The 12,098-nt window shown below is 62.1% G+C and carries 11 protein-coding genes; 3 read left to right on the top strand and 8 right to left on the bottom strand.

The genetic code is table 11. From position 1 onward, the window contains the following. Positions 1-13: 13 nt before the first annotated feature. The 3 genes from iscR to E1748_RS16965 all read right to left on the bottom strand — a co-directional run bounded on the left by iscR (position 14) and on the right by E1748_RS16965 (position 1,533). On the bottom strand, positions 14-544 hold the full coding sequence (iscR, locus tag E1748_RS16975; RefSeq protein ID WP_133649411.1) for a Fe-S cluster assembly transcriptional regulator IscR: 531 nt from the start codon (positions 542-544) through the stop codon (positions 14-16). 120 nt (positions 545-664) lie between these two features. After that, complete coding sequence (locus E1748_RS16970) at positions 665-1,165, bottom strand: low molecular weight protein-tyrosine-phosphatase (protein WP_133649410.1); 501 nt, start codon at positions 1,163-1,165, stop codon at positions 665-667. Positions 1,166-1,296: 131 nt separating this feature from the next. Beyond that, positions 1,297-1,533, bottom strand: coding sequence for a hypothetical protein (locus E1748_RS16965; RefSeq protein ID WP_133648338.1), 237 nt, complete (start codon positions 1,531-1,533; stop codon positions 1,297-1,299). 268 nt (positions 1,534-1,801) lie between these two features. Here E1748_RS16965 and E1748_RS16960 point away from each other — a divergent pair, with 268 nt between their 5' ends. Further along, positions 1,802-2,350: a hypothetical protein gene (locus E1748_RS16960; protein ID WP_240766677.1), complete on the top strand. Its 549-nt coding sequence runs from the start codon at positions 1,802-1,804 to the stop codon at positions 2,348-2,350. 25 nt (positions 2,351-2,375) lie between these two features. Here the strand turns inward: E1748_RS16960 and E1748_RS16955 are convergent, their stop codons facing one another. Beyond that, positions 2,376-3,788, bottom strand: coding sequence for a lactate utilization protein B (locus E1748_RS16955; RefSeq protein ID WP_133648337.1), 1,413 nt, complete (start codon positions 3,786-3,788; stop codon positions 2,376-2,378). 69 nt (positions 3,789-3,857) lie between these two features. Further along, the gene (locus E1748_RS16950; protein ID WP_133648336.1) at positions 3,858-4,580 is read right to left on the bottom strand and encodes a (Fe-S)-binding protein; all 723 of its coding nucleotides are present in this window, start codon (positions 4,578-4,580) and stop codon (positions 3,858-3,860) included. A gap of 182 nt (positions 4,581-4,762) precedes the next feature. On the opposite strand from E1748_RS16950, the gene E1748_RS16945 reads away from it, so the two are divergent. Then, positions 4,763-5,584, top strand: coding sequence for an IclR family transcriptional regulator (locus tag E1748_RS16945; RefSeq protein WP_133648335.1), 822 nt, complete (start codon positions 4,763-4,765; stop codon positions 5,582-5,584). Positions 5,585-5,692: 108 nt separating this feature from the next. Here E1748_RS16945 and pbpG read toward each other — a convergent pair whose 3' ends face one another. Beyond that, positions 5,693-6,895 carry a D-alanyl-D-alanine endopeptidase gene (pbpG, locus tag E1748_RS16940; RefSeq protein ID WP_133648334.1) on the bottom strand — a complete coding sequence of 401 codons (1,203 nt, stop codon included), beginning with the start codon at positions 6,893-6,895 and terminating at the stop codon, positions 5,693-5,695. Positions 6,896-7,552: 657 nt separating this feature from the next. Here pbpG and E1748_RS16935 point away from each other — a divergent pair. After that, complete coding sequence (locus E1748_RS16935) at positions 7,553-8,125, top strand: phasin family protein (RefSeq protein ID WP_133648333.1); 573 nt, start codon at positions 7,553-7,555, stop codon at positions 8,123-8,125. 338 nt (positions 8,126-8,463) lie between these two features. Here the strand turns inward: E1748_RS16935 and lpdA are convergent, their stop codons facing one another. Both lpdA and aceF read right to left on the bottom strand, forming a co-directional pair. Continuing rightward, a complete protein-coding gene (gene lpdA / locus E1748_RS16930) occupies positions 8,464-10,245 on the bottom strand; it encodes a dihydrolipoyl dehydrogenase (RefSeq protein WP_133648332.1) in 1,782 nt (593 codons plus the stop codon). A 144-nt stretch (positions 10,246-10,389) separates the two neighbouring features. Beyond that, a complete protein-coding gene (gene aceF, locus E1748_RS16925; RefSeq protein WP_133648331.1) occupies positions 10,390-12,057 on the bottom strand; it encodes a dihydrolipoyllysine-residue acetyltransferase in 1,668 nt (555 codons plus the stop codon). Between the last annotated feature and the right edge of the window lie 41 nt (positions 12,058-12,098).

The following is a 12,098-nucleotide window of genomic DNA, read 5'->3' as shown; positions in this document are numbered from 1 at the left end:
CTCTCGGGCGCGCTCAGGAACTCGCCATGTTGAAAACGGAATTCGGTCCTTTCGGCACCGCGCGCACCGTTTCGGTCGCGGGCGCTTCGCTGCGCCGGTCGCGGATCACCGCGGGGGCGTTTTCGCGCGAGCGCTGCTGATCGACCAGATCCTTCAGCGATACCGAATCGAGGTATTCGACCATCTTCTGGTTCAACGTCGACCACAGTTCGTGCGTCATGCAGTGGCCGTCGTGCTGCTTCGTACCTTCGCAGGTGCCCTTGCCGCCGCATTGGGTCGCGTCGAGCGGTTCGTCGACGGCGATGATGATGTCGGCGACGGTCACGTCCTCGGCGCGGCGGGCAAGATTGTACCCGCCGCCGGGTCCGCGCACGGACTCGACGATCTCATGACGGCGCAATTTGCCGAACAGCTGTTCCAGGTAGGACAGGGAGATGTGCTGGCGCTGGCTAATACCCGCAAGCGTCACCGGGCCCTGCTCCTGGCGCAGCGCCAGGTCAATCATCGCCGTGACGGCGAAACGGCCTTTCGTGGTGAGTCTCATGATGTGTGGGTGTCCGCAATTCTCGACAATTTTCGTCAAGTATAAATACATGAGCGTTTTAGTCAAGTATCCCTATCGCGAATTGGGTCATTACTTAACTGCAAACGGCCTGAATGCGTGCTACGTATGAAGCAATTGGGGGCGAAGGACTGCGACAAGCCCACGGCATGCCGCTTCGCACTGGTCGAGCACCTGCTCGAAGCCGGCCGCGCCGCCGAAATAGGGATCGGTGACCTCGCGCGAGCCTGCCCAGCGGCGATCCGTCTCGGGCACGAATTCCATCAACAGACGGATCTTGTCGCGCTGCGCCGGCGGGCAGACGGCGCGCAGTGCAGCGACGTTGGCGTCATCCATCGCGATCAGCAGATCGAAGCGCTCGAAATCGGCGGCAGCAATCTGCCGACCTCTTAGCGCGGACAGATCGTAGCCGCGCTGCCCTGCTGCACGTTGAGCGCGCTCGTCCGGCGCCTCGCCGATGTGCCAGTTGCCGGTACCGGCCGAATCGACCTCGATGCGGTCAGCGAGCTTTGCCTCGGCGAGTTGATATCGCATCACGCCTTCCGCACTCGGGGAACGGCAGATGTTCCCGAGACAGACAAAGCAGATGGCGATGGATTTCATCAGCGGCTTTTTTTCGTTCGTTTGCGCGGGCGTGCTGCGCAGGTTAGATGGGTTGGGAAAACGGGTGCCGCGATTATACAAAGCGGCTGTCGAGCACGCGCCGGGCTTCACCGGCGCGTGACGGGTTCAAATCAAAACGATGCAGCCGACGGCATTGCCGCGGCACGCGACGGTTTCAATGGCATGTCAGCCGTGTCGGCGATCAGTCCGTACGACACCGTACGCGCAAGTTCTGCTGTCAGCTGATTGGCGGCGAGCGGCGCCTGCGATGCGCGCGAAGCAACATCGCTGCAGATGTGAAGGAACGCAGCCGCTGCGAGCGGCACAACAATAGCCAAAGGCCAGTACACCGATATTTTCGTTTTCATGATGTCACTCTCTACGTTCGGCGCCGGGTACCGCGGCTCACGATGCGTCGCGTCCAGACCCATTGCGCCTCGATGAAATTGTAGAGGTTCCGGCAATCCGGAAAAACCCGCGCAACCAGAATACAGTGTTGCCTCGTGATGAACAGTTGGCGGATCAGCGTCATCGACGCCGCGATGTAAACGAGCAGACAAAATACTTACAAAAACATACAGACGCGGGAAGCGGTCCAGCGGAAAATCAGGTCGACTTTCCTTCCGGACCGTATCGATGTCGATTCCGCTGAAACGCGTTATCCCGCTCGCGAGCCTCGCACTCGCGATGTTGCTTGGCGGCTGCGCCGCTTACCCTGACGGTTCACCGGTGTACGGCAATGGCTACGATCCCGGCTACTCAGGCTATGGCGACATCGATGGTGGCCCAGGCTATTACGGCGCGCCGCCCGTGCAATCGAACGTCTATCTGGGATTCGGCGGCTACTCGGGGCCGTCTTATCCGGACCGCAACCCGTGGTGGGGTCAACCAGGCTATCGCGGACGCCCCGACGACAACGGGCATCGCGGCTCCGACCGAAGTGGCTGGCGACCCGATCATGGCGGCTGGCGTGGGCCAGGCGGCAATCAGCCTCAAGCGAACGCACCGGGCGGAGGACGACCTTCGAACCCGCCTCAGCAGGCGCCGGGTGGAGGAAACGGCTGGAACCGCGGTAACGGTGGCGACAGAGGGCACGGCGGCGATTGGGGCAACCGTGGGGGCGGACGCGGAGGCAATCGTGGAGCGGCCAGCAACGACGACCAGTCTCACGGCAGCCGCCACTGACTCTAGTACGCGCTACGCGCCGCGATCAGCCGAGATGGCTACGCTGCGCCTTGTACAGTTCGCGAAAAGTACGTCCGACCGGCGCGGGCATATCGCGCGTGCCGGTCCAGCCACCGCCGAGCGGCAGCCGCGCGATCGAACGCTTTTGACCGCCCATCCGTTCGAGCACCCGCACCGCGAACTTCGTCAGCAGCGCGTACGCATCCGGATGCAACGCGAGATAGCCCCAGACTGCGAGCCCCATGCGCTCGCGCCACGGACGTAACCGACGCTCCACCTGTTTCTCGCGCAGCTTGCGCAACAGATCCGATAACGGAATCCCGACCGGGCAAACGCTGTTGCACTCGCCGCACAGCGTCGCGGCCTGCGGCAGATCGAGCGCCTTGTCGAGTCCGACATAGCTCGGTGTCAGCACGGAACCCATCGGCCCCGGATACACCCAGCCATACGCATGTCCCCCGACCTTCTGATAAACCGGGCAATGATTCATGCACGCGCCGCAGCGGATACAGCGCAGCATCTCCTGAAAGTCACCGCCGATAAGACCCGTACGTCCACCATCGACGAGCACCACATACATATGCTCAGGACCATCCTGGTCGCCTGCTCCACGCGGCCCGGTCAACAGCGAGAAATAGTTTGACGTCGTCTGGCCGGTCGCCGAGCGCGGCAGCAGACGCATCGCGGTGGCCAGATCCTCGAGCGTCGGCAGCACCTTTTCGATCCCCGTGATCGCAACGTGCACGCGCGGCATCACCGTGCACATGCCCTCGTTGCCTTCGTTCGTGACGATCGCGACCGAGCCGGTTTCCGCGATCACGAAGTTGCCGCCGGTCACGCCCATGTCGGCGGTCATGAAGTGCGGACGCAGGATCTCGCGCGCCTCGTGCGTCATTTCCGGGATCTCGGTAAGACGCGGCCGCTGATGCGTCTTCGCGAACAGATCCGCGATCTCGTCCTTGTCCTTGTGCACGACGGGCGCAATGATGTGGCTCGGCGGCTCGTTGTCGTTGATCTGCAGGATGTACTCGCCGAGGTCTGTTTCGATCGACTGCACGCCCATCTCGCCGAGCACCGCGTTCAGCCGCATTTCCTCCGACACCATCGACTTCGTCTTGATCACCTTCTTCACATCGTGACGACGTGCGATATCGGCGACGAGGCGCGCGGCTTCCTGCGTCGTCTCCGCGAACAGCACTGTCACGCCGCGACGCGTCGCTTCACGCTCGAAGGTTTCGAGCCAGACGTCGAGGTTGTCGAGCGCGCGGTTGCGGCGCGCCTTCAGTGCATCGCGTGTCGCGTGAAAATCGATCGCGGTCATCGCATCGGCGCGAGCCGAGACGAACTTCGTCGACAGCTTCGTGAGGTTCTGCTGCAGACGCTGGTCGGCAAGCTTCTGGCCTGCGCGCGCCTTGAACTGCATCGATTGAACTTGCATGGCGACTCTGGGGAAAGCGTGGAAACGGAAGCGGCTTGAGGGACGTGAGCGACCTGATCGACGCGCGGATCAGGCGTCGCCGGCCAGCACCTGCGCGATGTGCAGTACTCGGGTCGTCGTGTCGCCCGTGCGACGCAGACGCCCTTCGATGTTCAGCATGCAGCCGAGATCGCCGAGCACCACCGCACCCGTACCGCTCGCGGCGATGTTCGCGCACTTCTCGTCGACGATCGCCGTGGAGATGTCACCATACTTGATTGCGAACGTGCCGCCGAAACCGCAGCAGTGTTCGCAGCCCTTCATTTCGGTGACCGGCACGCCGGCCTGAGCGAGCAATTCGCGCGGCTGCGTCTTGACACCCAGTTCGCGGAGTCCCGAACACGAATCGTGATACGTCACCTGTCCGTCGAATCCGACTTCGTCCAGTTCGATCTTCGCGACGTTGACGAGGAAATCGGTCAGCTCGAATACCTTCGGTTGCAACCGGCTGTAGCGGCCCATCAGTTCGGGATCGTCGCGGAACAGGTCGCCGTAGTGTGCGTGAATCATGCCGCCGCACGAGCCCGACGGCACGACGACGTAATCGAACTGCTCGAACTCGCGCACTGCCTTCTCGGCGAGATCGCGGGCGATGCGTCTGTCGCCCGAGTTATAGGCGGGTTGTCCGCAGCAGGTTTGCGCGGGCGGCACGACGACTTCGAAGCCGGCGCGTTCGATCAGCTTGATCGTCGAGAAACCGATTTCCGGGCGCATCAGATCGATCAGACACGTGACGAACAGTCCGACTCGCATGAGGTCTCCTCCAGAATGATGGTCCCGATTATCCGCTGTTTGATCGTCTGCACCAACGCTGTACGAGCGTCGGATCGGGCCGCGCGGATTCGAAGGCTGCCTCGGACGGCGTTCGCTTTTTTCACCATACGAGATACAATCGATTTTCCCGCTGTTTGACGCGTCAACTGATCTACCCCCCAATGAGCGAAACAAACCCGGATCCCAAGACTTCGATCCAGGTGATCGAGCGCATGATGCGCCTGCTGGACGCCCTCGCGGCGCACAGCGATCCGGTCAGCCTGAAAGAACTCGCCCTGCGCACGGAGCTGCATCCGTCGACGGCACACCGCATTCTCAACGACATGGTCACGTGCCGGCTGGTCGATCGCTCGGACCCGGGCACCTATCGGCTCGGTATGCGTCTGCTGGAACTCGGCAATCTTGTGAAAGCGCGCCTGTCGGTACGCGATGCTGCATTGATGCCGATGCGCGAACTGCATCGACTCACAGGGCAAACGGTCAATCTGTCGGTGCGTCAGGGAGACGAGATCGTGTATATCGAGCGCGCCTATTCGGAACGCTCGGGCATGCAGGTGGTGCGCGCGATCGGTGGCCGTGCGCCGCTGCACCTGACCTCGGTAGGCAAACTCTTTCTCGCCGCCGACGAAGCCACCCGCGTACGCGCGTACGCAACGCGCACGGGTCTGTCGGGGCACACGCAGAACAGCATCACCGATCTCGCGAAGCTCGAACGCGAACTGAATCATGTGCGTCAGCAGGCATGCGCGCGCGACAACGAGGAGCTCGAACTGGGGGTGCGCTGTATTGCCGCAGGCATCTACGACGACACGGGCAAACTGGTCGCTGGTCTGTCGTTGTCGGCGCCTGCCGATCGACTACAGGATTCGTGGCTCGGGCAAGTTAGCAAGACCGCGCTTGTGATCTCGGAATCGCTCGGCTATCACCAGGACGCAGCGAAGGTCGCGCAGAGTCTCAACGGCCATGCGTCGCATCACGCTTAAACGGCACCACGCGCCTATGCTGTAAGCGCGCAAAAAAAGAGCCTCGCATCGCGAGGCTCTTTTGCATTTGAAGCTGCGCCCGTCGTCTACAGGCGCGCGCTGACGAAATCAGGTACCCGCGCCGCCAGCGTCCGCGCTCGTGATGCGCGCTTCGCCGCCATTGTCGAGCCACGTCCGCAGACGCACCGCATCCGCGAATCGCGAGTACTTGCCCGACGAGTCGAGCAGCACCATGATCATCGGACGGCCGTGAATGGTCGCCTGCATCACGAGGCATTCCCCTGCTTCGTTGATGAAGCCGGTTTTCTGCAGGCCGATATCCCACGTCGGGTTACGCACCAGCGCATTCGTGCTGTTGTACGCGAGCGTGCGCTTGCCGGTGAACACTTCGTAGCTGCGATCGGTCGAGAAGCGGCGGATCAACGGGTACTGATACGCAGCGTTGACCATCTTCACGAGATCGCGCGCGCTCGATACGTTCTGGCTCGTGAGACCCGTCGAATTCTCGAAGTGCGTATCGGTCATGCCCAGTTGCTTCGCCTTCTCGTTCATCGCGGCGATGAACGCCGGACGACCACCCGGGAAGTAGCGCGACAACGCAGCAGCCGCACGATTTTCCGACGCCATCAACGCGATGTGCAGCATGTCCTCACGCGACAGTACCGATCCAACCGACAGACGCGAGCCGGTGTTCTTCTCGTAATCGCGGTCTTCGTCGGTGACCTCGATCTGCTCGGTCATCGGCGCCTTCGAATCGAGCACGACCATCGCGGTCATCAGCTTCGAGATCGACGCGATCGGCACGACAGCGTGCGAGTTCTTGTCGAAAAGAGGCTCGGACGAATTCTGGTCGACGACGTACGCAACGCTGGAACGCAGCGCGAGCGCATCGGGCGTGTCGTGCAGACCAAACGCCTGACCCACCGTCGGCGGACGCGGCTGGAACGCGACGCGGCGCACCACGGTGCGATGACGGCCGTTCATCGTGTACGCGACGCGGCGCTTCTTCGCGACGACGCGCGGCGATTCGTCGCTCGCCTTCGCGGCGGCGGTCTTCACGGCGACACCTTTAGCGGCGGATTTCGAGGACCGCGCAGCCACCTTCGCAGCAGCAGGCGTGGCCTTGCGCGTGGTTTTGGCGGACTGGGCGTGGACGGTACGTTTGGCGTGCGTAGCCGTGGACGCGGCGAACGCGTCTACCGGCACCGCAGCAAATGCCGCAGCGATGACGGCCGAAGCGGTCACCGACAGCACGGCGCCGAGTACGGCACCGTGGAGCGTTTTGAGCGGCGAAAACATGTCGGTTTTCATTCGTGTTCTGAAGGGAGCGGCGGGAGTTTTCCGCAAGTGTAGTAAAAGCGTGAAAAATTAGCAATATTAAGCACTTATCGGTTCTCGTTAAACCTCGTTGTAAGGTTTGATTGAGTGAACCAAACAAGTCTTGTCTTTCGATCGAAAAAATCGATCGTATGGGTAGCAACCGCGGGAACCCTGCTTGCCGGCTTAACGGCCAATCCAGCTGTGGACTTGATGGGGGCAAACGCGAAGCAGTTTTAGCCCCATCGCCCAGGACCTGACCGACGACGGAACCACGCGGTGGCGCGCATTCGACCGCAGCCCGCAAGTTAACGTTCCGTGACAATAACCGGTTTACATCGAACGCGAATTTTGCCCCACTTCCGACCGCGCTGCAGCGTGCACCACAAGAGGCGACGGGTTTTCCGCAGCCTTCATCCAGTCGTCATGCTCTTCGCATAACGTGTTGTTTTATCAGTAAATTCTTAATATTGTGCGATGCACAAAAAGAACTTGACATCCCGAGAGGCTCACCTAAAATGGGAACCATTGTGCGACGCACAAAACGCATACGGCGCGATGCATGACCCAAAACCGTGCCGGGTGCTACCCAGGTTTCTGCCGTTAACCCACACGGTCTGCGCCAGACAGATCGTAATCAGGAGCGTAAACATGAGTCTGCTGACCCCCGAGCAAATCGCCGCAGCCCACAAGGCCAACCTCGAAACGCTGTTCGGCCTTACGACGAAAGCGTTTGAAGGCGTGGAAAAGCTGGTTGAACTGAACCTGCAAGTCGTGAAGTCGACGATCGCTGAGAGCCAGGAAAACGCGCAGCGCGCGCTGTCGGTGAAGGACGCGCAGGAACTGCTGGCACTGCAAGCCAGCCTGACGCAACCGGTCGCGGAAAAGGTTCTGTCGTACGGTCGTCACCTGTATGAAATCGCATCGTCGACGCAAGCCGAATTCGCCCGCGTCGCGGAATCGCAATACGAAGAGCAGAACCGCAAGGTGCAAGCGCTCGTTGACAACGTCGCGAAGAACGCACCGGCTGGTTCGGAAACCGCTGTCGCCGTGATCAAGTCGGCCATCACCGCCGCGAACACGACGTACGAAACGGTTCACAAGGCAACGAAGCAAGCTGTCGAAATCGCTGAAAGCAACTTCAACGCAGCCGCATCGGCCGCGCAGAAGGCCGCTACGCAAGCAGCCGCACAAGCTTCGCGCTCGACCAAGAAGGCTGTCTAAGCTTCTGCACCAAACGATGCGGGGCGTCAGGCCTCTCGCAGTAGCAGGATCGAATCGCAAGATCATCGAGCTGTACCGTATCAGGCAACAGCGCCGTGCCGCTCTCCTTCCGGAGAGTTGCACGGCCCAACGCTCCGATACGTCAAGCAGCGTATCGTTTCCCGGCTCGGCCGGGATTTTTTTGGGCGATACGTAAGCGCTACCTCAGCGACACTCGAGCAACACCGATCTGCATCCACACATCCGTGCCAGAAAAAACGGCGCGCCCCGCAAAGGGCGCGCCGTTTTTTTATCGCCGACATCTGTCCGCTATCAGAGAACGGACATCACACGCGTCATTACTTCTTACGTTGCGGCGGCAGGTCGGTACAGACACCTTCGTACAGTTCGGCAGCCATGCCCACCGATTCGCCGAGCGTCGGATGCGGATGGATCGTCTTGCCGATATCCGTCGCGTCCGCGCCCATCTCGACCGCGAGACATACTTCGCTGATGAGGTCGCCGGCATTCAGTCCGACGATCCCGCCGCCGATCACGCGATGCGTCTCTTCATCGAACAGCAGCTTCGTGAAGCCCTCGTCGCGACCGTTTGCGATCGCGCGGCCGGACGCTGCCCACGGGAACACCGCCTTGCCGTACTTGATGCCTTCGGCCTTGCACTGGTCTTCGGTCTTGCCGGCCCACGCAACTTCCGGGTCCGTGTAAGCCACCGACGGAATCTGCAGCGCGTCGAAATACGCCTTCTCGCCGTGCGCCACTTCGGCCGCGACGTGCCCTTCGTGCACGGCCTTGTGCGCGAGCATCGGCTGCCCGACGAGGTCGCCGATCGCGAAGATGTGCGGGACGTTCGTGCGCATCTGCTTGTCGACTTCGATGAAGCCACGGTCGGTCACAGCCACCCCCGCCTTGTCCGCGCCGATCTTCTTGCCGTTCGGGCTACGGCCCACGGCCACCAGCACGAGGTCGTAGCGTTGCGGCTCGGCCGGCGCTTTCTCGCCTTCGAACGACACGTAGATACCGTCGTCCTTCGCTTCCGCAGCCGTCGTTTTCGTCTTCAGCATCACGTTTGCGAAACGCTTGCTGTTGTACTTCTCCCAGACTTTCACGAGATCGCGGTCGGCGCCCATCATCAGACCGTCGAGCATTTCGACGACGTCGATCTGCGAGCCGAGCGTCGCGTACACGGTTGCCATTTCGAGGCCGATGATGCCGCCACCGATCACGAGCATCCGTTGCGGAACCTGACGCAGTTCGAGCGCACCGGTCGAGTCGACGACGCGCGGATCATCCGGAATGAACGGCAGCTTCACCGCCTGCGAGCCGGCTGCGATGATCGCCTGCGCGAACTTGACGACCTTCTTGCCGCCTTCGGTCTGCACTTCGAGATGGTGCGGATCGACGAACGTGCCGACGCCCGTCACCACTTCGACCTTGCGCGCCTTCGCCATGCCGGCGAGACCGCCGGTCAGCTTCTTGACGACGCCGGACTTGAAGTCGCGCAGCTTGTCGAGATCGACCTGCGGCTTGCCGAACGTGATGCCGTGCGATGCAAGCGCAGCCGCTTCGTCGATAACGAGCGCGGTATGCAGCAACGCCTTCGACGGAATACAGCCGACGTTCAGACACACACCGCCGAGCGCCTGATAACGCTCGACGAGCACCGTCTTCATGCCCAGATCCGCCGAGCGGAATGCCGCCGAATAACCGCCGGGACCCGAACCGAGCACGAGCATTTCGCATTCGATATCGGCGCTACCCGAGAAGCTGCCGGCCTGCGGAGCAGGAGTAGCCGCCTTCGGAGCCGCCGCTTGCGGTGCGGGCTTCGCCGCTTCGGTTTTCTCAGGAGCCTTCGCAGGCGCCGCTTCCTTCGCGGGCGCAGCAGCCGATGCCTCGACCGTTGCGATCACCGTGCCTTGCGACACCTTGTCGCCCGGCTTGATGCGGACTTCCTTCACAGTGCCAGCGACGTCGCTCGGCACTTCCATCGACGCCTTGTCCGATTCGAGCGTCAGCAGCGACTGCTCTTTCTCGATGACGTCGCCGGGTTTGATGTTCACTTCGATGACATCGACATCGTTGAAATCGCCGATGTCCGGCACCTTCACTTCGACGAGACTCATGGTGTCCCCTTCTTTTGTTGATCGCGATCGGGCGGACCGGCGGCATCAGCCGACATACGCCAGCTTCAAAAAGCCGCAGACCCTGCGACGACGTCCGCGACGCGCGGCATCGAAGCCCGCGTCGCGGCCGTCTTCAATCGACGATCAAAGAATCACACGCCGGAAATCGGCAAGAATAGACGACAGGTACGCATTGAAGCGCGCCGCCTCGGCGCCGTCGATCACGCGATGGTCGTACGACAGCGACAGCGGCAGCGTCAGGCGCGGCACGAACTGCTTGCCGTCCCACACCGGCTTCATCGCTCCGCGCGACAGGCCGAGAATCGCCACTTCAGGCGCGTTGATGATCGGCGTGAAGTGCGTGCCGCCGATACCGCCCAGCGACGAAATCGAGAAGCAGCCGCCCTGCATCTGGTCCGGCTTCAACTTGCCTTCGCGAGCGGCCTTCGACAGATCCGCCATTTCCTTCGCGATGTCGACGAGCCCCTTCTTGTCCGCATCGCGGATCACCGGGACCATCAGACCGTTCGGCGTATCCGCGGCGAAACCGATGTTGTAGTACTGCTTGAACACCAGGTTGTCGCCGTCGAGGCTCGCGTTGAACGTCGGGAATTTCTTCAGCGCAGCGACGCACGCCTTGATCACGAACGCCAGCATCGTGAACTTCACGCCGGCCTTTTCGTTTTCCTTGTTCAACTGCACGCGCAGCGCTTCGAGCTCGGTGATATCGGCTTCGTCGTTGTTCGTGACGTGCGGAATCATCACCCAGTTGCGATGCAGGTTCGCGCCTGAGATCTTCTTGATGCGCGACAGCGGCTTCGGATCGACCGGGCCGAACTTCGTGAAGTCGACCTTCGGCCACGGCAGCAGATTCAGTTCGCCACCACCCGCAGCAGCCGGCGCAGCACCGGCAGGCGCCGCACGCTGACCGGTCATCACGCCCTTCACGAACGCGGTGATGTCGTCCTGCGTAATGCGGCCCTTCGGACCCGTGCCCTGAACACGCGACACGTCGACGCCGAGTTCGCGTGCAAACTTGCGCACCGACGGCGACGCGTGGCTCGCGCGCTGCGTGCCACCGACGCCTGCGGGAATCTCAGGCGCGCTTGCAAGCGCGGACGGTGCCGACGGCGCGGGCACCGCAGCCTGCGGTGCATCGGCGGATTTCTGTGCCGGCGCCGCTTCCTGCTTCGGCGCCGGAGCAGGCGCTGCAGCAGCACCCTCGCCTTCGAGCAGTACGATCACGGAGCCTTCCGACACCGCGTCGCCTACCTTCACCTTGATTTCCTTGACGACACCGGCAGCCGGGCTCGGCACGTCCATCGTCGCCTTGTCGGATTCGAGCGTGACGAGCGACTGTTCCTTCTCGACACGATCGCCGACCTTCACGGCCACTTCGATCACCGGCACGTCCTTGTAGTCGCCGATATCCGGGACCTTCACTTCCTGAACGCCGCCACCGCTCGCAACAGGAGCCGCGGCAGGTGCAGCAGCCGGCGACGGCGCGGGCGCAGGTGCCGGAGCAGCAGCCGGTTGCGCACCATTCGCCTGGGCCGGCTTCGCCGCGCCTTCGGCGCCGTCGAGCACGACAATCAGCGTGCCTTCCGAAACGGTATCGCCGAGCTTGATCTTCACTTCCTTGACAGTGCCCGCTGCGGGGCTCGGCACGTCCATCGTCGCCTTGTCGGACTCCAGCGTCACGAGCGACTGCTCTTTCTCGACGGTGTCACCCGCCTTCACCAGCACCTCGATCACAGGAATGTCCTTGTAATCGCCGATGTCCGGCACCTTCACTTCAATCGCTTGACTCATTGTGGGTGTCTCCTGGGGCGCACGTGCCTTCCCATGCGGGA

It is taken from the genome of Paraburkholderia flava (assembly GCF_004359985.1).
GTDB classification, from domain to species: Bacteria; Pseudomonadota; Gammaproteobacteria; order Burkholderiales; family Burkholderiaceae; genus Paraburkholderia; species Paraburkholderia flava.
Note: the sequence above shows the minus strand (reverse complement) of the source record. Positions and strands in the feature narration are given on the sequence as shown.